Source organism: Parapedobacter koreensis, assembly GCF_900109365.1.
Taxonomy (GTDB): Bacteria; Bacteroidota; Bacteroidia; order Sphingobacteriales; family Sphingobacteriaceae; genus Parapedobacter; species Parapedobacter koreensis.
The window spans coordinates 1-22,187 of sequence record NZ_FNZR01000004.1 but is presented as its reverse complement, the minus strand read 5'-3'; the positions used below and the strand labels follow the sequence as shown (position 1 = coordinate 22,187).

At 44.2% G+C, this 22,187-nt stretch carries 24 protein-coding genes; 4 read left to right on the top strand and 20 right to left on the bottom strand.

Features of this window, described 5'->3' with window-relative positions; genetic code table 11:
• Position 1 precedes the first annotated feature (1 nt).
• The 4 genes from BMW65_RS11380 to BMW65_RS11370 all read right to left on the bottom strand — a co-directional run bounded on the left by BMW65_RS11380 (position 2) and on the right by BMW65_RS11370 (position 2,640).
• Positions 2-1,057, bottom strand: a complete 1,056-nt coding sequence (locus BMW65_RS11380; RefSeq protein WP_090605498.1) for a sensor histidine kinase — start codon at positions 1,055-1,057, stop codon at positions 2-4.
• A 38-nt stretch (positions 1,058-1,095) separates the two neighbouring features.
• Positions 1,096-2,121 carry a lysophospholipid acyltransferase family protein gene (locus tag BMW65_RS11375; RefSeq protein WP_090605497.1) on the bottom strand — a complete coding sequence of 342 codons (1,026 nt, stop codon included), beginning with the start codon at positions 2,119-2,121 and terminating at the stop codon, positions 1,096-1,098.
• Between the two features lie 50 nt (positions 2,122-2,171).
• Entirely contained in the window at positions 2,172-2,342 is a 171-nt protein-coding gene (locus BMW65_RS24165) for a hypothetical protein (RefSeq protein WP_177181097.1), read from the bottom strand.
• 67 nt (positions 2,343-2,409) lie between these two features.
• Positions 2,410-2,640: a hypothetical protein gene (locus tag BMW65_RS11370; protein WP_090605495.1), complete on the bottom strand. Its 231-nt coding sequence runs from the start codon at positions 2,638-2,640 to the stop codon at positions 2,410-2,412.
• Between the two features lie 253 nt (positions 2,641-2,893).
• Between BMW65_RS11370 and BMW65_RS11365 the strand changes: the two genes are divergently transcribed.
• From BMW65_RS11365 to BMW65_RS11355, 3 genes are all read left to right on the top strand, one after another.
• Positions 2,894-3,478, top strand: a complete 585-nt coding sequence (locus BMW65_RS11365) for a cyclic nucleotide-binding domain-containing protein (protein ID WP_090605493.1) — start codon at positions 2,894-2,896, stop codon at positions 3,476-3,478.
• A gap of 133 nt (positions 3,479-3,611) precedes the next feature.
• Positions 3,612-4,550: a hypothetical protein gene (locus BMW65_RS11360; protein WP_090605492.1), complete on the top strand. Its 939-nt coding sequence runs from the start codon at positions 3,612-3,614 to the stop codon at positions 4,548-4,550.
• 109 nt (positions 4,551-4,659) lie between these two features.
• Positions 4,660-4,995 carry a hypothetical protein gene (locus tag BMW65_RS11355; RefSeq protein ID WP_090605490.1) on the top strand — a complete coding sequence of 112 codons (336 nt, stop codon included), beginning with the start codon at positions 4,660-4,662 and terminating at the stop codon, positions 4,993-4,995.
• Between the two features lie 63 nt (positions 4,996-5,058).
• On the opposite strand, the gene BMW65_RS11350 is transcribed toward BMW65_RS11355, so the two are convergent.
• Genes BMW65_RS11350 through BMW65_RS11340 form a run of 3 tightly spaced genes read right to left on the bottom strand, consistent with a single transcriptional unit; the run spans position 5,059 to position 11,179 of the window.
• Positions 5,059-6,531, bottom strand: a complete 1,473-nt coding sequence (locus tag BMW65_RS11350) for a TlpA family protein disulfide reductase (RefSeq protein ID WP_090605489.1) — start codon at positions 6,529-6,531, stop codon at positions 5,059-5,061.
• Between the two features lie 11 nt (positions 6,532-6,542).
• Entirely contained in the window at positions 6,543-7,946 is a 1,404-nt protein-coding gene (locus BMW65_RS11345; protein ID WP_090605488.1) for a RagB/SusD family nutrient uptake outer membrane protein, read from the bottom strand.
• An 11-nt stretch (positions 7,947-7,957) separates the two neighbouring features.
• Entirely contained in the window at positions 7,958-11,179 is a 3,222-nt protein-coding gene (locus BMW65_RS11340) for a SusC/RagA family TonB-linked outer membrane protein (protein ID WP_090605486.1), read from the bottom strand.
• A gap of 395 nt (positions 11,180-11,574) precedes the next feature.
• Between BMW65_RS11340 and BMW65_RS11335 the strand changes: the two genes are divergently transcribed.
• Positions 11,575-11,823: a helix-turn-helix domain-containing protein gene (locus tag BMW65_RS11335; RefSeq protein WP_090605485.1), complete on the top strand. Its 249-nt coding sequence runs from the start codon at positions 11,575-11,577 to the stop codon at positions 11,821-11,823.
• 18 nt (positions 11,824-11,841) lie between these two features.
• Here BMW65_RS11335 and BMW65_RS11330 read toward each other — a convergent pair whose 3' ends face one another.
• The 13 genes from BMW65_RS11330 to BMW65_RS11280 all read right to left on the bottom strand — a co-directional run bounded on the left by BMW65_RS11330 (position 11,842) and on the right by BMW65_RS11280 (position 22,088).
• Positions 11,842-12,711, bottom strand: a complete 870-nt coding sequence (locus BMW65_RS11330) for a HEPN domain-containing protein (RefSeq protein ID WP_090605483.1) — start codon at positions 12,709-12,711, stop codon at positions 11,842-11,844.
• A 47-nt stretch (positions 12,712-12,758) separates the two neighbouring features.
• Positions 12,759-13,382 carry a hypothetical protein gene (locus BMW65_RS11325; protein ID WP_090605480.1) on the bottom strand — a complete coding sequence of 208 codons (624 nt, stop codon included), beginning with the start codon at positions 13,380-13,382 and terminating at the stop codon, positions 12,759-12,761.
• Complete coding sequence (locus BMW65_RS11320; RefSeq protein WP_177181096.1) at positions 13,375-14,607, bottom strand: putative phage abortive infection protein; 1,233 nt, start codon at positions 14,605-14,607, stop codon at positions 13,375-13,377. Before BMW65_RS11320 ends, BMW65_RS11325 begins: the two co-directional genes overlap by 8 nt.
• Before the next feature lie 8 nt (positions 14,608-14,615).
• Positions 14,616-15,512, bottom strand: coding sequence for a restriction endonuclease (locus tag BMW65_RS11315; protein ID WP_090605478.1), 897 nt, complete (start codon positions 15,510-15,512; stop codon positions 14,616-14,618).
• A 176-nt stretch (positions 15,513-15,688) separates the two neighbouring features.
• Positions 15,689-16,189 carry a hypothetical protein gene (locus tag BMW65_RS11310; protein WP_090605477.1) on the bottom strand — a complete coding sequence of 167 codons (501 nt, stop codon included), beginning with the start codon at positions 16,187-16,189 and terminating at the stop codon, positions 15,689-15,691.
• 3 nt (positions 16,190-16,192) lie between these two features.
• Positions 16,193-16,852, bottom strand: a complete 660-nt coding sequence (locus BMW65_RS11305) for a DUF3800 domain-containing protein (RefSeq protein ID WP_090605475.1) — start codon at positions 16,850-16,852, stop codon at positions 16,193-16,195.
• A gap of 68 nt (positions 16,853-16,920) precedes the next feature.
• Entirely contained in the window at positions 16,921-17,058 is a 138-nt protein-coding gene (locus tag BMW65_RS24160) for a hypothetical protein (protein WP_177181095.1), read from the bottom strand.
• Entirely contained in the window at positions 17,055-17,198 is a 144-nt protein-coding gene (locus tag BMW65_RS24155) for a hypothetical protein (protein WP_177181094.1), read from the bottom strand. Before BMW65_RS24155 ends, BMW65_RS24160 begins: the two co-directional genes overlap by 4 nt.
• A 126-nt stretch (positions 17,199-17,324) precedes the next feature.
• Positions 17,325-17,975, bottom strand: coding sequence for a hypothetical protein (locus tag BMW65_RS11300; RefSeq protein WP_090605473.1), 651 nt, complete (start codon positions 17,973-17,975; stop codon positions 17,325-17,327).
• Positions 17,972-18,460 (bottom strand): Mov34/MPN/PAD-1 family protein, encoded by a 489-nt coding sequence (locus tag BMW65_RS11295; protein ID WP_090605471.1) that lies wholly within the window; start codon positions 18,458-18,460, stop codon positions 17,972-17,974. Before BMW65_RS11295 ends, BMW65_RS11300 begins: the two co-directional genes overlap by 4 nt.
• Positions 18,461-18,463: 3 nt before the next feature.
• Positions 18,464-20,161 carry a ThiF family adenylyltransferase gene (locus BMW65_RS11290; protein WP_090605470.1) on the bottom strand — a complete coding sequence of 566 codons (1,698 nt, stop codon included), beginning with the start codon at positions 20,159-20,161 and terminating at the stop codon, positions 18,464-18,466.
• Positions 20,161-21,171 carry a CBASS cGAMP synthase gene (locus tag BMW65_RS11285; protein ID WP_090605468.1) on the bottom strand — a complete coding sequence of 337 codons (1,011 nt, stop codon included), beginning with the start codon at positions 21,169-21,171 and terminating at the stop codon, positions 20,161-20,163. Before BMW65_RS11285 ends, BMW65_RS11290 begins: the two co-directional genes overlap by 1 nt.
• A gap of 2 nt (positions 21,172-21,173) precedes the next feature.
• Positions 21,174-22,088 carry a CBASS cGAMP-activated phospholipase gene (locus tag BMW65_RS11280; RefSeq protein WP_143053866.1) on the bottom strand — a complete coding sequence of 305 codons (915 nt, stop codon included), beginning with the start codon at positions 22,086-22,088 and terminating at the stop codon, positions 21,174-21,176.
• Positions 22,089-22,187: the final 99 nt, after the last annotated feature.

The window sequence follows — 22,187 nt, the reverse complement described above, 5'->3', positions numbered from 1 at the left end:
GTTATGATTTGGTAAATGTTAGTATGGCTTCGTACCATCCATCCGGTGTGTGGCAGGTCTCCAGCCCTGCCCTGCCATCATACAATAATGCCAGCCGTTGGCGGATGTTGTCGTTGCCTATGCCTGAGGATGTTTCATCGGCTTTATGGGGATTGATTTTATTCCGTAAACGGATGGTCAAGCGGTTGTCCTCCTGCCGGGCCCGCAAACTGATGGGCACGTGCTCATCCCACGATACGCCGTATTTAAATGCATTCTGCAGGAATGCCGATACCGAAAATACGGGCACGACCCAATGATGCAGTACTTCAGGCACATCAATGGTCACAAAGCACTTCGGGAAACGCTTGCTGTTCAACCAGATAATCCGGTCGCATTGCTCCATTTCTGCGCCCAAAGGCACTTCACTGCTGATATCCTTCGCTTTTTCCGGCACGTAGAGCAACCGTTGTTTCACATGCAACAACACCTCCGCCATATCCATATTGCCGGTCGAAACGGCCAATTGATACGGGATATTCAGCAGGTTGGCCTGCTCGTGCGGATCAATCTGTGCGGTCAGAAATTGCACGTGCGTTTGGTGGTTTTTTTCCAAGAGCTCGCGCTTCTGCCCTTCCACCTTCCGCACACGGTATATCGCCGCCAGCAATCCGGCATCCAACATGGAATGATACCAATGGATAAGCATCGTAAACAGGTAGCCCCCGATGGTAAGCCGATCCCCCACCTTGACGATCCGTTCTCCAAAAGATCTGCCCCAAACGAAAGCAACGAGGTAATACAGCAAGGCATAGCCGATGAACATCCCGATCAATACCGCTGCGGTCTTTGCCGCTGGCTTGAGGCCCCGCAGGAACACGTAGACGATGGAATATACGATCGCCATGATAAAGGCAATGGTAATCAGCACCTCCCACCAGCGAAACGGATTGGGCATCAAACTGTTGTTTGCAAAGGTGAGCCCTACGTAGCAAATCCAATACACGATTTGGTAATACGCAAACCGGTGCATAGGTAGCCAATGATTCCACGGTTTCGGAAGATAATGTTTGAGCATAGATAGTGTGTTTAGACAGCGGAAAGTACAAAATGTTGTCACAACATGCAATTGCCTGTCCTTTTTTTAGCATCATCGCAAAGCCTATCCACCTCTTTTTGGGGTAGCGCAACAGCCTGGTAATCCCGTCGTGCAAATAAAAAGTAGGCGTCGTCTCCCTGTAAGATCCCATAGCGATTGCTCAGTTTCTTCCCGGATTCGACAAAGAAGTGCTCGGGGAATACCATGCGGTGCAGGTGGGTCCATTTGTTCCACTGGGCCGGAAAATGGATTAGCGACGATGAGAAGCCATCCACCACGGCTTGCATGGTGTAGCGGAAGAAATCCGGACCGCGGTAGTCTTCCACCCGGATGCAGCGACCATGGTGTACCCCTACCGATCCATCCTGCTGGCGAAACGCCGTCAGCGGATAGATGGGCAATCCGGTTGCCCTTGCCAAAAACGGTATGCCGCGCCGGAGGACGATATGTTGCCCCAGCAGTGGTACACAGACGGCCTGCTGCCGATCGTCCTTGCCGCCATGTTCCTCACCATCCCAATAGACGAGCAAGCTTACGCCAGACTTCGCCAGGTTCATCAGCCGGCGCAAGGAGGTTTTGGGGCCCGTGTCTACGATAAGGGGTAGCCGCAGGGATGGGTCTGTCCTGGCGGCGGTTTTCCAGATTTCGGTCAGCGCGGGCACCAGGTGCTCCGCCACCAACACCGCCAGCGGCGCCCCCGCTTTGGCCAGCAACATGCCGATGAGCATGTGCGCCCCCATATGGGCGCACGCGATGATGGCGGGCTCTTGCCTCAGGCTATCCACCCATGCGGCATCCCACCCGACGATTGTGGGCAGGTAGCCCGCTGCGGCATACGACAGATCCAGCCGGCTCAACCGTCTGTGGTACATCGTTCCGCGAAAGTATACTTCGTGTTCACTGGGCGGCACCATCGGCATAAAGTGCTCCATATTGGCACTGAAGAAGGTAAACTGGTTATGCAGTGGCGCTGAAGCCGTCATATCCAGCTGATCGATTTCCCTAAAAATCGATTCGCAATGTGCGTTGTATCTTTTTTCCATGGTCTATCCTGAAAAAGGGGCATGCGCATGCGAGGCATGCCCCTGATAAGCTAACTGAATATCCCGATAATCGGCGTTTCGCAACTGGAGTAATCCGGTATAAACGGATTGCTACCGCCCACCATCAAGTCATTTACCGGTATCGCGCTGGATAGCTTTCCCACCAGTGCCTGCAATACATCCGTATTATTGACCATTTCTAATAAATCTGTAATTTCCATTTTCTTGATTTTTTAAGTTCAACAGATTGCCCCTTACAAGCTTGATTCAGGGCATTCACTATGGTGATCACCCTGCAAACATGCAATACCGGTTCCACCCGTCAAAGACAAAAGAACCAAATGGGATATAGCGGAATGAAACCCCCAAATCCGGGAATGAAAATCCGGCGGTGGCCCTTCGGGTTCCATCAAACCCCTGATTGGCGGGCTGTGCGCCCCGGCAATTAGCCAAGTGGTTCCATCGAGTTCCGGGGTTGGCCACGGGCGCAGTCCGCTTGGCGTGCCGGTTAAATTTCAAGCCCTATTTTTGCATGAAACCCTGCTATTACCCCCGTGTCCCGGCCCCGAGACCGCCATCACCAAAAACGATACGGCACCGACCGCCGGGGCGGGGCGTCTTTTTTATTTTTTCAGTACCGGATTTCCATCAAATTATCGGGTTCAATCTTTTTTAAGGACATTGCGTTTACGCAGGTGTGCGCTTGGTTCCACCTGTTCCATTGACGGGCCGTTCACGAAGCCGTAATTTACACCCGTTAACGAACCTTTCGATGGAACGGCTATTCACCTATTGGAGCAAGCATTGCCCTGCCTTAGGGGCGGACAGCCAATCGTTCGTCCGTGGCCGATCGAAATTAAAGCGGTATCGCAGCATGCAGGTCATCAAGCTGGAAGGCCAGCGCTTCCCCTTCTTTTGCATCGTGCTCTCGGGCCTGGTGGCCGGCTACCGTAAAAATAGTGCTGGCACCCCCCTGCTGTGCGAACTCATGCAGCCGATGGACTATTTTACCGGCACGCAGCATCCCTTCACCCCGCGGCTTCGCGAAGCGGAATACATGGCCATCGAAAATACCACGCTGCTATTGGTTCCGATAGCGGAAGCGCGCGAGGCCCAACGGCACTTCCCCGCATTTGCCGAGCTCCTGCATGTGATGAAACAGCGCAAAATCAACTTTTTCGAGTTGCTGATTACGCTTGGAAGCGAGCCGTACTACTATGCCCGGTATTGCGCATACATGGACCGTTTCGGCCGCCAAGCGCCCCACTTGCCCGATGCACCCCAATGGCAGTTGCTGCGGATGGGCCGGAGCACCTACTACCGGATGAAAAGCCGCTACCTCCGAGACCGATCATAATCATAAATCATAAACCAAACAACATGATAATTATTTTTCATAATCTTTAATCATTTTTCATAAGACCGCTCACGCAATTAGTCTCCCTAAGGCGGGACTTACCGAGGATGAAATGCGCCCTACTTTTGTTTCCATGAGGAAAACAAAAGACACGTCCCTTGAAGTAGCAGCGGCCGACATCGCACGGGCCGGGGCGGCCGACGCGGCACCGGCTACTACGCCAGCGATGATGGCGCACTACCGGCGGCACCTCCGGCTGAATCATGCGGAGACGGACCTACTGGCCATGCCCGGGTTTGCCATCCTTGGCCCGCATCTTACTGCCGACCCACATGCCGACCCGTTCATCATCCAGTTTTCCAATCCACTACGGCCTACGGGCGCTGTGGCCTACCTCACCCTGCGCGACGGAGCCGTTGAATGGCGGTACGCAAGCCCATGGATACGCTATGCGCGTTGCCCGATTGTACATGACCCGGTGCTGATGCAATGGCTGGATGGACTGTTTGCGGCCTTTTACCTGGAGGCAGACCTCCCCGCTTCGCTGAATGATGCCCTTGAAATGCTCGGCCCGTGGGACCGCGTACGCTGGGTACGCACCAACCTGTTTGAGGGCGGCCGCTCCGGGGAAACGCTCACGGAGGAAATAGACCTGTGGGTATATGACCTCAGCGGCACGGAACCACTGGAACAATTTCTTTCCTGGATCTCCAAAGGGCTGGATAAAGACGGGAAGCACTTCCGCTACACTGCCTGTTGCGAAGGAGACAAAGACAACACGTTTTATTTCCTGCGGTACGGCAAGCGCGAGGCGATGGCCTTCCCCGCCGGGCAGCCGAAGCCGCTCCGCTACCTGGCCGGCATCGCCAACAGCATCCTGCAGCCCGACTACGAGCTGCGCCGCTTCCGGGACAAGAAGCTTGGCAAAGACGGCATCCTGATGCCCTTGGCCCCGCAAGAGTGGGAAGCCCTGGCTACCGCCTACGGCCCCATGGCTGTTGAAACCCGGTTCAGCCCGATTCATAGACACATCGAAACACCTAACGGAAGGAGGCGCGCCGTGAGCCCTTGACCAATCGGCGCGGCCTGGACCGTCAAGGACGGGAAGACCGCAGGAAACGACACATGGCCGTGGTGGGCCATCTAAAAAAACAAGCCAAACACATTAAGCATCTTTTACGATGAAAGTATTTGAATTAACATCAGGCGTTATAGCCGCCGTAGTGATTGCACTGGGTGTAAATTACTACGTAAACAATGCCAAGGTTGAGGAAGAACCGGTGGTGAAAAAGGAAGAACGGTTGACAACGCCTCCGGGAGTATGGATCCTTAACTCGGAAGGCAACTATGTGTACCGGGAAGAACTGCCCCCTGCCGGTGATTGCGAGGAGACGTTACCTAATCCTTGCCACGCGGAAAAACTGACGGAATCGGATATTCCCGAGGAATTTCCTGCAGCGGAACTTTCCAACTATGATTTCGACAACATCAGTACCGAAAATGGGCCGTATCTTTAGGTCATCCTGTCGAAATCATAAAGCCGAATAACCCGGCCGGGCTATTCGGCTTTTTTTTCTGCATCAGCGGTGTTCTTCGATTAATACGGAAAGTTTATCCTTGAACTCAACTTTGTTGGTTCGTAAGGATGAGGCTTTTGCGGTGACTAACCTCCCCTCTTTATTAACCACCATCAGCTGCGGAAATCCTACAAAATTATACGTTTCCAGCAACGGATGCCGGTTCCCCACTGATCCCGTCCATAGGTTGATTTCATGAGGATTCGTATATTTTCCGCTTGCCACACCATCTTTCCATCTTTCAAATTCTTTATCAACGTTTACATCAATAAACTGCACATCGTCATAATCGCGATAAACAGCAATTACATCATCCATAAAATCCGCTAAAAACCGACAACCTACACATCCGTTAAACCAGAAATGCACGACTGAAACCTTGCCCTCGAAGTCTGCAATACTTACTTCACGACCAGCTTCATCTAAAAAAGCAAAATTTTTAACCTTTGGCATTTCCAACTGTTCGACTTTTAGCCTACTCATGTGGTTTTTAACGGTAGTATTGGTTGCCAAATCTATCGCCTCATTCAGTTTGGAGAAATCGGCATTTTTGTAACTAGGCAGAAAATAATACACCATCAATAATTGATCTCTCAGCAAAGGGTCCGAAACACCCTCAATGGCCTCAAAGAGCGTTATCATCAGCGTATCACTTTTCGCTTTGTGGCCATTCATAACCAAGCTTACGTAGTTCATATTCAGCCATGCGCCGGCATACCCGCTGGCATTTAAAAGCACCTCATTGCTAGGTGACGAATGTAGAAACCCTTTTTTAATTGTATCGTAAACCGCATAAAGCGGCACGGAATCTAAGTTTTGCTTCTTGGCACGGTCAAGCCAATCAGGAACAAGCCCAAATATCGAAGAACTGAGCCGGCTTAGCGCATTAACGGCGACTATTTCACGTCCCATGGCATCGACGGATTCGATATATTCATTAACCAACCTATCGATTGATTTCAACACCCTGCCATGCCATTTCACAAGGTAATCGAAATAGCTTTCCCATTCACCGTAAGGCTTTCCTTTTTTTGACCTGATCTCACTATTGATAGCTACTTGCAATTCGATCAATGGCCCTAAGTTGCCGGAGAAAGAAAGCGGCGACGCAGATAAATCCATATGCAGATGGCCTTCACGTTTCACTAAGTATGCCTCTGTGAGCAGCTGTCTTTCAGACCCATTTCCATACAGGCCCTCGAAAGCGATATAGAAATAGGTTGATGGTACGTGCAGCTCAATCTTAAAATATCCCTGATCATCGATTTTGACTTGCCTGCTATCATGGAAAAACCGATTTGAAAACCCCATTCCTTCTTTTGCAAAATCATTTACTTTGATAATAAAGCTGTCATCTGGATAGCGATGGCGCAATTCGGAGGGAATATAGCCGGATATTTCCGTAGCCATAGCCATCGGAGCCATAAACCAAATTGAAATAATGGCCAAAAACGCATGTTGCCTATATTTATTCATTATCTTAATATTTAATGTCTGTTTTGTTCGATATCGCTTAGCTGTATTTCCTCTGGCGGAATCGGGAATGTATACCTCGGATCGTTCGGCAAAAGGTGATGTTGCTGACCATGGACAGTGCGATACAGGTGAATCTCACGCCCTTCTTTATTGAGCCGCCTTAAATCATGCCATCGCGTTCCCCTCCAAACCAATTCCTTACGCCTTTCTTCCAATATCCGGTCAAGTAAATCTTCCGGTGCAAGGTCTGCCGTTCCGGGATATGCACCCGGCAAGTAGCGTTTTACCAGCAATTCGTCCAACACCTCGCTTGCCGATTGGCTATTTCCTATCCGCGCCAAGGCTTCCGCTCTGATTAGGTATAGTTCGTCAACGGCAAGCCCCGTAAATGGATATATGCCGGTTGCATATCCCCTTTTCACGTTGAAATTTCCCAAGCTGTTCCGCTGGAAATAAATAGCTGTGCGTAAATCTTCCGAACTGTACAATCGAAGTAGTTCGGGATCGATACCGATATAACCCTGGGTGTTGATCGAATACTGGGTCGTGTTGAATTCGCCAATCTGCTGGGTATAATAAATCACTTCATCAGGCGCATTCGCAAAAGGCCGTTCGCTTAGGGAATCCAGGCTATTGAAATCAATCAATGTATTTTTGAGCGTCAACGCGCTGTCCGCATACCGCGAGGCCAATTCGTACTCTGCCCTCTCCAGATGAATTCTGGCCATTAGCGCGTAGACCGCACATACGGATGGCCGGTTTAAGTAGCTGGGTGATGTAGCATTTGGAAGAAGCCCTTTAGCTGATTCCAGATCGTTGAATATCTGGTCATATGACGCTGCAACCGACGACCTTTTTGCCGTATAGTCAATGCCCGATTGCAGCCGGATGGGAATGCCGGAATCGGTATTGGCTGTGGCCGGGTCATAGATCGGTGCGAAGGTACGTAACAGATCAAAAAACAGGTATGCGCGCATAAACAGTGCACTGCCCTTTACCGGATTTTTTTCAGCAACGGGGAAATAGGAAAACCTTGTACTTTCCAACGCATCCAGTACACTGTTGGCATAAAATATTCCCGTGTACGGATAATTCCAACTTGCTACCGTCGTTTCAGAACCATAGGGGTTATCCGCCCATATGTAGGCGTTTCGCTGGGTTTCCCGGATCAACCCATCAAAAACATCATCGTTGATGATAAAGTACTCATCAGCAGATAACTGCGGAAGCGAAGACGTATAATTCATTACTTGGTAGTTGTCCAATAGATTCCATAAGTCTTCAATAGACGACAGCAGCACGATGGAAGAGTCCGGCTTCTTTTCAAGAAACCCCTTTTCGCAAGACGCAGCTATTAACATGATGGACGCCGAGAGGACAACCAAAGCATAGTTCATATTCGTTTTTCTTTTCATTGCTGCACAATTTATAGTCTGACATTCAATCCGAAAGCCACGCTCCTTATGGCCGGATACGTTGCATTGCCCACATCCGGGTCGATACCTAACGGGTTTGCCCGCCAAAGTATGCCGACGTTGTTGACCATGCAGAATACGGTGAAGGATTTCAGTTCATAGTGAGCACGGATATCCTGCAGCCGAATATGGTCGGCCCGGTAGATGTGGATATCCGAATTGGTATAGAACACGGCCCTTGAACCGTTGGAGGGGTAGACCAACGAAGGCACATTCGTATGGTTTTCATCGCCGGGTTGCTTCCATCGGTTCTGATAATCCACCGCCGACATGGAAAGGTAACTGGAAGAACCGTCAAACAGAGCCGTGTTACGCATGAAATAATTCAGCTTGAACAAGATATTGAACGACAAACCAAACCGTTTCCAACTCAAATCATTGCGGAAAGCGCCGTACATCCTGGGCGAAAAAGATCCATGGTAGCGGATTAATCCGGGATCGTTGGCATTCAGCATGGCATTGTAGCCGAGCACGTCTTCACCATCTGGCATTGCCTTGGGATTGCCGGATGCATCCAATCCGTAGAAAGGGAAGCTAAACGCCGCGTTCAATGGATAGCCTTCCAGCGGGCTCATGTAATTCGAAGCTACGATATTGCGGTTGGAGGACTGCTTACCGAGATAACGGGTCACTTTATCGCGAGCCGTGCTCACCAGCACATTGCTTGTCCAAGAAAAGGCCCCCCTAATGTTGAGGGACGTAATCGATAGATCCCATCCTGTTGTCTCCATGTTTGCGGAATTCCCCCTGAATTCGCTCACGCCCGTTTGGGGAGCGATCGGGCTGTCGCCTATCAGCGAGGCCGCGCGTTTCACGAAGTATTCCAGACTTCCCGTTATCCGGTTATCAAACAGGCCATAGTCAATTCCAAAATTCAGATTACCCACGCGTTCCCACGACAGTGACGGGTTGGGCGGGTTCATGACGCGGGTATTATACAGCCCCCACGGATTATACGGCGTGAGCGCTGCGCGGGCCGTGAGGAAAGCCGTCGTCGATTTGTTTACATTACCGTTGTATCCATAGGTTGCGCGCAATTTCAGCAAATCCACCCAGCCGATCCGGAAAAATGATTCCTCATGTACCATCCATGCGGTGCCAACGGACCAGAGCGGTACCCCTTTGAGGTTTGTTTTCACACCGAATATATTGGATTCATCACGCCTTACGCTGCCGCTCAATGTATAACGGCCAGCATAGTTGTAGGAGGCATTGGCAAAGTATGACCTTGCCCGGTCGCTGTTGGACCTTCCCGATGCCGATGCAGGGATTCGCACCGTCGAGGCCTGGTTGAAATACTGCGGAAACTGCGTCACGAAATCCATCAGCGCATTTGCGTTGACTCTCGTCTCGGGATTGTATCCGTACAGCCGATGGCTGGCATTTTCCGCATCGTGGGTATTTACCTCCATACCCGCCAACGCATCCACGCGGTGCTTAAGCCCCAATCGCTTGCCGTATGACACCTGTAGCCTACCGCTGTGTGCGCTGTACCTACTTGTTTGGTTATCGCGTATGTCACCGAGCGGAACTGGATAAACCACGGTGCCGTCACCCTGAATTTGGGTATATCGGTTAATCAGATCGCGCGTAAAGAATGATGAGGTATCATTCAGTATCTGCGTTTCCCCTACCCCTTGCTGATAGAGGTAATGCAAGTGGACCTGCAATGCTTCCACCGGCCTGAATAGCGCAGTCACCTGTTGTGTAAAATTGAGATCATTGCCTTCGCGGGGTCTGTTCTCCTTGAGCGGATAGTACCTCCAGTCCAACAGCCTCCCGTTTCCGGCAGTATCGACGTACGATGCCCGGAGTGTAGAGCTGTTCTGCACACTGAGCGGATTGCCCGTTTCGTCCGCCAGCATCTGGTAAGGTGTTACCGGCATGAAGCCATTGGCGTTGCCCTCCGAAAGCAGTTTGGCGAAAGAAGTGTTCGACCGCAGCGTAAGCTTGCGATCAAAGAAATGGAAATCATGGGCCGCCCTCAAGGTAAAGCGGCGGTCGGACGACGTATTGACGCTATGCTGCCTGTTGTCGAAGCCAGCCGACCAGATATAGGCGCTTTTCCCGTTGTCGCCGGATACGTTTAGATTGTACTGCTGATTGATACTCGGCCTATATAGGTATCGGCGCATATCGTCTCTTACGTCGTATTCGGAGAACTCGGCCAATAGCGCCGATAATTGACTATCCGAAACTGTACCGGCCTCATTCAACCACAATGCTTCCACTACGGGCGAAACATTGGCATAAGGGTTTGAGAGTGTGCCGCGGTAATAACCACGTTCATACAGAAAGCGTTCTATTTCGATATAATCGGCAGCCGCAATCTGCTTTGTGTACAGTAGATCCGGCTTCTCACCTATCGTGGCGTTTGCCGAAACCTCTATCTTTTGCTGCTTTTGCTTCGCGGCAGATTTACTGGTAATCACGATGACACCATTGCCTGCCCTTATACCCCAGATGGACGCAGCTGCGGCGTCACGCAGGATGGATATGCTTTCCACATCGTTTGGGTTAATGGTGGAGAGGTCGCCCTCATAAGGGAAATTATCAAGGACGACCAGTGGTTGGGCCTCCGAGAAGATGGTGCTGATTCCCCGTACCCTGATGTCGGACAAGCCGGCACGCCTATCAAACAGCACGCCGCTGCTCACCCCCTCAAGCCTATCCAGGATGTTTGCGCCCACGCTTCTATTCAATAATTTATTGTCTACCTGCACAAAACTCCCCGTGGCCCGTTCTTTCGGGATGGTCTGGTATCCCGTGCTCACCTCCACCTCTTCCAACTGGTTTTCGCCCGGAACGAGCGTAAAGCGGTACGGGCCAGTGTTGCCATCGCCAAATTTTTCTTCGATGGTTTGGTGGCCGAGGTAGGAGACAATGAGTGTACCACTTTGCTGGGGCGCCCGAAAGGCGAAGCCGCCATCGCGGCCGCTGATGGCTTTTGCAGCGCTATTTTTGACCGCAATGGTGGCCCCTGGTATCGGTTGGCCAGCGGTATCGGCTACAATGCCCGACAGCACAGGCCCGGAGGGCTCCGGGCGCTGTGCGCGGGCTTCTGCACACATAGTAATCATTACAGCTAAGAGGCTGATGTATTGTATTCCAATTTTTTTTAGTTTTGGGTTGATAAGGGCATAGCTATCCCTTAAGCGTAAAATTTGCTTCATTAATTGTTGATATTATTAGGTGATTTATCTAAAAATTAAAAAAAGAACCAATATCAACATATTAAATGGGATTTTTAGGCTTTAGGGGGTACAGCATTTCAGAAGCGGTGAGGCCACGGCAAATGCGCGATGCACCGTTGTTATAAGAATAAGATGCAGGTCCCTTTCTCTCATTTCTGAGCACTGAAAAACCGTCCCATAATGATAAAAGGGAGCCTGCACTTATGTATCTTATCGAAGCTGTTGCTTTCATATTTCCTCATTTTCGGTGTTTTTCAGGCTCAAGAATGAGGTAAGTATTCAAGCAATAATTGTAATGGGCCAAATATAGTAAAACTTATCAATGCACGGAAATAATCCTACAATATTTTTTGATTTTAATACTCTTTTTGCGAATGGCCATTGGGGACAATAAATTCTTAAAGGCTTTTGGAGCTCATTTCAAAGCTATTCGTGAGGGAAAAAAAGTCAGAACTGGTGAAAAGATCAGTTTGCGGCGGCTTGATCAATTGTCCGAGGTTGACCATAGTCAAATCCACCGGATTGAGAAAGGTGAGTCTGCACCGTCGATTGTAACGTTAAAGGCTCTGGCTGATGCGTTGGGGGTATCTTTGGTTGATCTGGTTACTTTCGATTATGATTAAAATTTTTAATTCGCTATCTTATTTGTAACTTTCTATCCTTTCCATACAAACCTGTTTAGCCACAGCGATCATTTTCTCCACGCGTTTTAAGAGTTCTTGAACATCCCTCTCTGGGGCTTCGTAGTCTATTTTATATTTTGCACCGATATAAGCCCGATTAAGCAAATCAAACAGATTTCGCTCGTAACTGTCCTTAACATCAGGGAATATCTTATTCAAATCCGTCGATATACTTTGCACGGAACGCCTATACCTGATTAAGTTGTGATGTTTCGGCTTTTCGCCCATAAATATTAAAAGTAACGCACTATAAATCGATTCTATAGATTGAAACGAAAACCATACGGCTAAATTTGACCTTGATTTATTGGCTATAACATCGTCAAATTCAATCAAGGCGTGTTTATAGAAGCGTTCGGCATGATCGATCCAAAAATCGAAATACTCTAACGAATTGGCTCTGATTTGATTAATATCAATCGGCCCAGGCGTCACCAATTCTGTCTGCTTGGCATCATACAGTAAAACCCCTTCATTATAAACAGGCACGTAAAAGTGATGCCCATTTTTTAACTTCTCGTTGAAATGAGCAGACTTATACATGAAGAAATTGACGTCTGGGCGGGAACCTATACGCTTTTCCAACTCATCAGCTAACTCGTACGGTTTGACAGTAAAGTTTTCGGCGATAATTACTAAATCGTAGTCACTTATATAAAAATGTCTAATCCCGTCCTTGATATATACATGTTCTACATACTTACCCTTTGCATAGCTGCCGTATAAAATAATCTTATCGGGGTCAACAAAATCAACGATGACCTGTTTGATGGCTTCGATTTCTCGGAGTTTGTGTTCTGGTAATGATACGGGTAATTTAGTATTCATAGGATAAAGATGGGAAAATTTGGGGTTTGGGACAAGATTCAAATCTTCTATTCGATCTCATTGCAGTAGATATAAGTCATATTATCAGGCTTTTCCATTCGATTTATCACAAATCTTGCTCCTCTCTCAAATGTTATTTGCTTCTCATCACCATGATCATATATTTTGTATCCCACTCGACCTTTAGTATTTTCCAATCTTGGTGTGACCACCCAAATAATATTTAAAGAATTATCAAAATCATCTAGCGAAGCAACAAAATAATTATTAAACGAAACTAATTGTTCTTCCTTGTAATGAGCTACATCTGAATAATCATCTTGTCTGTAAAGCACCTCCGAATTCGTTCTTTCGCATTTCAACAAAAAATTATCTAAATGTAGTATAATGTTTTCAATAAATTTGTTCGGTTTTGTTTGACAACGTAAGGGGTTTTGTATTTCATGACTACCAAAGCCTATTAAAAATAGATATGCAAACAACTCACATTCATTGATACCCAATCTACGTATCTCACTGATTGTGTTTTCTTGCTTCAAAATATTATCAAATGCCGTTTTATGAGCGCAAATAAGGTTTTGACGCTTTGGGTAAATTGGTTTAGAATATATACCACATCCTAACTCTAATAACTTTTGTAATTCCATAAAATGATAAATTGCTTTACGCATTTTGTTCTTCAAAGCCCTCTAAATACCCATCAACATCTAATTCGAATAGCTTATCCTTATTCTCAGCTCTTCTATATATTTCATTAACTTCCTGTTTTATGAAATGATTGGGCCCCCCGAATAGCATCCCGAAATGGAGATTATGAAGCATCAAATATTTCGAAAAATACTTCCTTTTATCTCCCTTTTCCCATTTAGCGCCGTAACCGCTTCCTCCTCCTGCCACCCAATTGTAAAAAAGCATGATCTGCTCCGCATTGGATAATTGAGCCCTTAATATTTTTAGATATTTTAAGCATTCTTTTCGAGATTTCAATACATCATTTTTTTCAAAACTTTCTACCACATATTTCACTGTCATATATAGATGCCTGTAGTAATGACCCAAATATTCAATATGGCCCCTAAACAAATCAAAATAGGTATGCAAGTATTTATGATTTTTTAGGTCATCTTCTTTAATCATACGAACCTCTTTTTCAACGGAATTCCTTAGTGTTTCTGAAAACAAGTCATTTTGGTGAGGAAATTTATCCAAGCCTCCAAAAAAAACATGATAAGCCTCTGAAAAGCTTTCCTTGTTTATGCGCTGAAGTTCTGATTTACCTACGCAATCAAGTAGGACATGAAACTCTTGGACATAATAGATAAAGACTTTTCTTCCTTTAACGATCCGCGGATCTATAAAACTTCGAACATAAGGGCTGTCTATTTCTGGACCCCCTGTCCTTGCTGTTGATGGCTTCTCCGTTTTTTTCACCCCTTCATCATACACTATTAACTCAATCTCATCGACATTTTGTTTATGTAGCCTCAGCATCTCATAAAACTGAGATTCGAATTGTTGAATCTTAAACTGCTCACGGATTTGTTGATTTGCTTGGTATTGCATGTAAAACGCAAGTCCTGTCACAATTACCGCAGCAATCGCTATGAATGGATTCATTAATCCTCCAATCGTATCTCCAATTACCCCAGAAGAATCGTAATCGATTGGTTGCCAGCCCCAAGTTTCTGAGAAGATTAAAGGTGATAAGAAAGCAAAAATGAGCAAGACAACTGCCGTCGAAAGCAGCAATAAAACCTGTGTATCAAAACTACTATACTTTCGAGTACCTTTTTCTTTTGGGGCTCTGCCGGTTCGATTGTCAATTAGAACACCAATGGACAATATTACCGCCACAACCAATAAAACTGAAATAAAAACTATTAGCGAAATGTTCATATCAAATATTAATCACTTATACCTATTCTAACGGCTATACTTCGAAACTCACGCTTTATATAAATCTGAATTTTCCTATCTTCACCTATTTCCTCGTGATAAAATGCTTCTAAAAAATCATTTCTTGTCGAGTGCGAAACATAGCTACCTAAATCGGTGTATAGTCTGGAAGAAATCTGTTCTTCTTCTGAAATCACCGGATAGTCAAAGTTCACGGCTTCCTTCATGGCAGATATCAGGAATTCACAAGAGAAAACCTCTAGCTGCCCATCTTCGCAATATGCCACAATTCCCTCTTCCGAACTTGATACGGCATGCCATAAAAATGCTAATTCATGATAGTTGAGCTTTCTCGCGTCAAAGTCCTTATATAATTTATACAAAGCTTTTGGTTCTGGCAAAATATCATGAAAAACCCATTGTCTATACAGCTCTTTTACAAGTTTGGTATAGTCGTCTACGAAATACCTAAGAACAACATCAGGAAACGACAAAAGCTGTTTTGTCAATTGCTTTCCTTCTATCCAATGAATCTTCAGTCTGGAAGTTGACTCCTGCTTCTTATACAACCATTCTCTTGCCGGGACAGTAACATAAGAGGATGTGATCAACATAAAATGTTCAACTCCCTTTTCTGCCTCTGCCCAAGCAACTTTATCGGCTATGTCATTTACGGATACGCCTGCAGTATGATGCTTACATTCCACAAACCATTTTTCATCATAAGGACCGATTAGCGGATTTGACGTTGGGTGAACGCACTCTATATCCCGACCACTATCAGCCCCTCCTTGCCTCCAAACCAATGAATGGAATTGGCATTTCATCAACAGGTCAAAGCATAGTTCTTCAAACTGCTTCCAGTCTATTAATTTAAAGTCGATGTCTTCTTCCAAGATTTCCATTATTCACTGAGTTTCGGTGATACTTACATTGTTTTTGATTAGTTTCCTCTAATTTATTGCTGGTCATTTGTTTGTATTACAAACAAATTATTCCTACCTTTGCAGCGAGATTCATCTTTCCACTCGGAAGAAGGAATTCGGAAAACGCCTGTCCCAGATGACTGGCGTTTTCTGCTTTACCATACCACAACTCCTTCTTCCCCTCTTTTTTTGCATTTATTCATTAGGCTGCGGTAGCGGCTATCTTCCAAATGGTATGCGGTAAGTAGAAAAAAGGCTTGGAACTTCCGCAATGGTTCTAACACCACCACGTATCGTTCTGACACATCCAATACATATACCCTATTTTCATTGAGCACGGTGAACACCCGGATTACATCCTGCCTGCGCTCTTCCAAATGATGTCTCACCCAGTGAATCCGGATGGAACGAGCGGTTTCAAATTCACGTTTCTTTATCGCTTGGTCTACAATAACAGTGGTGAGATGCCTGAACACCCGATCCATCGTATCCTCATCATCAGCAGGCGTAGGATGAATCGGATACTGGCGAAAATGGAAAGGGAAAACGGCAAAATCCCTATCAAACACCTTTCGGATAGATTGGATGTTATCCCGATGGGAAGTATATAGCAGCTCTAATAATTGATTGTATATTTTTAGCAGATTTGAAGGCATGGCTTATTGAAGGTCGATGAAAAATAGATTGAACTTATCGGAACTTTTTGGTGTACTCCTATCCAAAGGGAATTTCGCATGCGCGGAGATTTTTTCGATAATATTATTTTTTGCTATGACCTTATCATCCCCACGTAAATAGTAACCGATAGCTCCCATCAATAAATCCGTCAACTGCATGAGTACACTCTCATGAGATCGGATATTTTGCACTGTACAAATACTGCTGTATTTGAGATTTAAAATTTCTTTGAGCCGCTTTACCTTCCATGCGCTCAATGTATCTTTGATGTCCAAATATACATTGTAATTATAATCCATGTTTATTTTGTGATGCAGCAACTGATAGTACATCTTGTAATAGAAGTCATCAAAGTTATCAGTGCTGACTTTTTCCTTAGCCACGACGATGGCTCTGAATTGCAGGTCACTTGAAAAGAAGTATTCTACCACCTCCAGATAAAATTGCGCCTGCGACTTAGATACCTTTGTCCACTTAATCTCGCCAAAGCACTTATGCTTTTCGCGAAGCGCTCTGATATTGGCTTGGTGCAGTTTGACTTGATTGTACGCCGAACTTACGTATGCAATCAGCATATATGGCATACCGTCGTTTTCCAAATGGCAACTTTCGTCACAGTATAAGTTAAAGGTTTTGCTCATTAAGAAGATGGGTTTGTTAGGCGTTGATATCGTTAGTTAATTGGTACAAAGTTAATGCAATGGCTATTTCATGTTTGTTTTGTTAATGGACGTTCGAAACATTCTTTTCGACCTTTTTCTTTCCCTTTTAATACTACGAGCTTGCCAGACCAAACAATGCGGAACTGCCCTGCTACCATGCCTTGATGGATTTCAGAATTGTTCATGTGTACTCGCCACGCTCAAACTCGGCCTCGGCATCCAATAGCTCCTGGCTATATTCTTCGATGCTGACCGACTTATCCTGTTTCCTATTATTGATGAACGTTTTGAGCATCTGGAACGACAGACTTCTTCTCCGACTCATCAAGCTGAGTGAAGTAGTTAAGCATTTCATTTTCAATCACTGTGGCCATAACGCTATTATTATGTACTTCAAAGTTAGCAAAAATCATGGAAATAACACGCTCCTAAACTCTTTAGTGTGAAATGACTATAACCGTTCCGCGGGATAATCGACAAGCGATAGACTAAGAGCTTTATTTTTAACCTTTATCCTTTTCTTATAGGAGTTTCCTTCGATGTCATCATATGTGATGTTGTATGTTATGTGAAACTTGTCACTACCGTCTCGCTTGACTTCAAATTGGTCAATCTTTAAGACATTTCCATATTTTGGTTCATAACGGTCAAATGATTCGTCATATTCCGCTTGCAATTCATTGTTTATATATGTTCTGATAAGAACTTTCACGTTGATAGCCGTATGATTTTCAGCTTCCAAAATTGCCAAACAATTAACAATTTGAGGCCCGCTCAAATTTTTTGGTTTTATTGTACTTCTATCAATTGAAATCTTAAAGTTGGGCTTAATCTTCATTAAATAGTCGTATTCTTCAATCTTCGTGACTTTCTGCTGCATTAACTGGATCTCACGTTGAGATTTCAACGACTGATACAAGTAATAAGCTGTTATTGCTGTCACAAATATCATTACCCAATCGGATGCTGTACCCCATACATTTGCATCGAAGGGGAATCGGAATAAATTGTACTTGTCGTAAAAAAGAAAAAAGGCAATGATAAATAGGACCAAAGCCAAGAGAAAAACATTTACGATAATTTCACTTTTTGGCTGTTTCATTTCGTAATATTCAGAATTGGTCGAGAATACTGTTGAATAAGAATTGTATACTTGTAAACTCCGATGTAAAATCCCTTCCTCCCTACTATCATCATTAAAGTTGTTTCGGAGTTAATTCTGCTGACTTGGATCGTCTTCTTAAAATCAGCAATGTCAATTCCAGATGGCGTAGGGTGATCCTCCGGATGCGTATGCCACTCGCCCAAATATACCTCTATCCCCTCACTAATAGCAAATCTCGTATTAATGAACGTCTGAGCGCTTTTTGCAGACCTAATAAAATTATACCTGTTTCGCTTATCATATCTTGTCGGTACCGAACAACCTGTAACTCGTATTTCGCCATCATATATGATCCCCGTCAAAACACCTCCAGATTCCGGATCTTTGAACCCAATCTGAATATAACGGATCATTTTCATCAAAACTTCTTCAGTAATAACTATTTTGCAACCAACATAATCTAATTCAATTGCTTGAAGCATATGCTAAAAGGGCGTAATTTTTAAAGAATAAGGATCGCCACAAAATCCATGCGATATATTCACTCCTTTAGATAAAATAAAATCAATATCTCCTATCCAACTGAACATTTTTGAGTCAGCATTCTCACCTTTGACAATAATATTATAAATTTCAGGAAAGATTCGGCTTAAAAACATGGTCAGGTAGGTTTCTGAATAAGGATAGTAACCTGACTGACAAGAACCTTCTTTCAAAAACAAATCATCACCATTTTCTATTACACGGAATGGATATTTGTTCAATAAAACTTTTGCTTCCGTAAATTTATCTGGTGTGATATACATCATTTGACCACTAGCCAAATACGGTTCAACCCAAATTATAAAAATCGGCTTTTGTGAACTATGTTCAATCAAATAATCTAAGACATACTCTTCTGTCCTTCTCACACCAATAATCACAAACGAGTAGTCTGATCTTTCAAAAAACGCAGGGTCTTCGATCAACAATTTGGTGATGTCTTTCTCGTGTGTAGACACTGCAATAAAGGGATTAGCGTCGAGTAAATATCTCTTTGCCACGGCGGTCTTATAGTGTGAAATACAACTAAAGCTAAAATTGTGTCTTAAAACATTTTCGACCTTAAAAACATCATTATCTACCAAATGATATTCTCCTATTTGGGCTTTTGACAGGAAATGTAACAAGTTTGAACCAACGCTCCCCAAACCAATCACGTTAACGGAACGAACTATTTCTGGTAGTTCTCCAGCAGTTCTCCTATATAGTCTCTCCTGAGTTAAATTTGAGAATGCAATCCTTTTCACAGAAAAGTTCTTAGCAGGATTTAAATTTAGCCTTTCCCAATTGCTCTTTTTTCTATATCCGGCAGGAAGGATATTAAATTTCGGATACATCCACCCAAAAAATTCATTGTGAGCATTTCGAAAAATGAACAGACAATCGTTTCCCTTGGATTGATTCAAAGAACTTTTAAGCAATTTAACTGCATCAATTTCTGCTAAGTATCTTGCCGAATTGAAATAGCTTAAATCAAAAGGAGGTTCAATCTGTTCATAATTGACTTCAAAAACTGGTATATCTGTGTAACGAATTTGATGATTTTCCAGATAACGCTTAAAAGGTTCAAACCGTTTATCATTATCGAATATTACGTACTCATAAACACCAATTTTTGATTTCAGCCTAATAGCTTTAACTTCTTCGTTAGAATCTTCATCTATCAAAGAGAATCCCGTCAAAAGGATCTCGTCCTTCGTTGAATATTTGACGGACCAATAAGCCTGAAACTCTCTTTCAAACTCAACTCGCATTTCCTCGGCATCATCCTTAATTCTGATTATTTCCTTTGCTCGCCTAACAAAGTCCAATACAATAGTAGGAAGATCAGAAAGGGAATAGTAATAGTTTTCGGACTCATCCTGTATGCAGATACTAAGATCACTATTTACATGCGGGATATATTTGATAGGCGCATATGATTCTTCGTCAATAAAAATCTTTGGTAAATTTACTTGCAGATTAAATGGTAAAGCAATATATAGTTTTATTTCTCTAAGCTTACCACCAAGAGTTACCTCAGTATCAACAATAATCACATGATCAAACTCCTTAAGGCATTTATTCCTCAAGGAGTTAACATCGTCTACAACTTCGCAATTTTCAGTCTTCGCTATTACCTCAAATATCTTGTCTACCATTAAGCAGATTTATTATCGCGTTTTATGATGTCAGGTGATGCAAAAACTTTTGCCGACGATTCAGCATTGTTATCCTTGACATTAGAACACGGAAATCTATCTCCCAAATGCTTTTGCCATTTGGCACAAGCATCTTTTTTTGATTCCAATTCAACGGCCTGCTCTCCCGACTTTATAAAGCTATCAAGTGCATTTAGAAAACTTGATTTAGTACCTTGGGAAGAATATTTGTCTAGCAAATTTTCATACATATCGACCGTCGGACGATAGCATGAATAGTTCGCAGATAAAAACTTTATATCATCAATACTCTGCTGTATAGCTTTTAAAGTTCCAAGCAGCGCCTTATCATCCCGTCCGTTTGAAACGTAGTTTTCCGAGGCAAGGATTGTAAATACCATACCGCTAGGAAACCGCAATAAACTATTATCTTCTTGCTTTTTATTCGACCACGCCTTTAAATACCTCACAATACGTTTTAATTGGGGCCTGCTTTTGGCTTGATCATCAAACCACTTTTTGAAAGCGTAAGGATCACTCTCTACCCACCCTTTACTTTTGTGAGCCAATAATGGAACCTCATCATCTAAGATAAACTGGTCATCGGATTTATCCGTCTTGTAATAAATAGGTAGGTCGACGTGGTAATCTTTTTTATAGATGACCCGAACACAGGTGTTTTTATCTAATGGCTCAGAGCTTGTCCTATCTTTCACCGCATTGTAAATCCAATTGTGAGCAGTTTGCACGGTCGGCTTGTCTTCCTCTTTACCAAATATGTACACGCCATCATCCACATCGTATTCGCCTGACAGTGGTTCAATTGTAGTGTTCATTAGAAAAGAGCCTTGCCCCTTAAAGCTAACCGTGTGTTTATCTCGATTTTCATCAAAATAATCTCGAATATCCTCCCGAATAGAATTTCGAGAAGTTCTTAGTGATTTTTTCTTGTCTGAACTAAGTTTGATAATATCATCAAACTCCAAAAATGTTGAATGTAAATCTGCCATAATTAAATAATATAAGTTTTTGGTGTAGTAAAAAAATCTATAACTTTTTCCTGTTTCTCAAAGATGGCAGCTTGATATGCTGCCTTAATTTGCATAAGGTTATACGCCTTTTCATTCGCAACATCTAGATCAATTAGGCTTTCGTGTTCTCTCGACAGACTATCACTAGGTATTCTTAAGTAATCAATATTTACATCTCCTATTTCTCCTATTTTGTTCATGAAAAACTCAGTGAAAAAAGCTTGACCACTTAACGTTGTATTAAACAAAGCAGACTTCCACCCCATAAAAGACCTTCTCTTCCTCAACCCTGTTTCTCGACCTTCGGTCATAGAAAGGCTACTAATGGATAACATCTGAACCGAACCGTATTCTTTACCCTTTCCAACAAAGCACGTTAGTGCTTCGAGCAAACCAACTAACGTTGGGTTATTGGCCCAAACACCGCCATCTACAAACTGTTCCTTTGATAGATCAGCTATCTCGGCCAACGGTAAATAGGTTGGTGCCGCAGATGTTGCCAAGGCGACATCTCTCATTAGCAAAGAATTGTCCGTACTCAGCCTACCCTCTCTATGGTCGTACTTAAAGACTCGGGGACGCGCTTTAGTCACAGAATAGCTTGGGATACATAAAAGATTTCTCGAATCTCCAATTCGTTTATCTTCAAATATATCACTCAAAGATTTCCTTAGGCCTCGTCCGGAATATTTCCCCCAAAATAAAGCTTGCTTTAGAGAAAACAAATCTATATACCCAAGTAATGGAATTTTTAATCTGTGGGGAGGAAAGATTTCTTTTCCTTTTTCGATGTAAAAATCACAAATTTTTGTCGCAGGTATCCCGAGGCTTATAGCTAATGCTATTAATCCCCCTGTTGATGTACCACACACCATATCAACACGGTCTGTAGTCAAACATTATAGTACTCCCCAAATATTGGACAGCTGCTTAAATGTTTAACTTAGCAGTTGTAAAAATGAAAAAAGAACGTAGGAAATTCAGTGCAGGCTTCA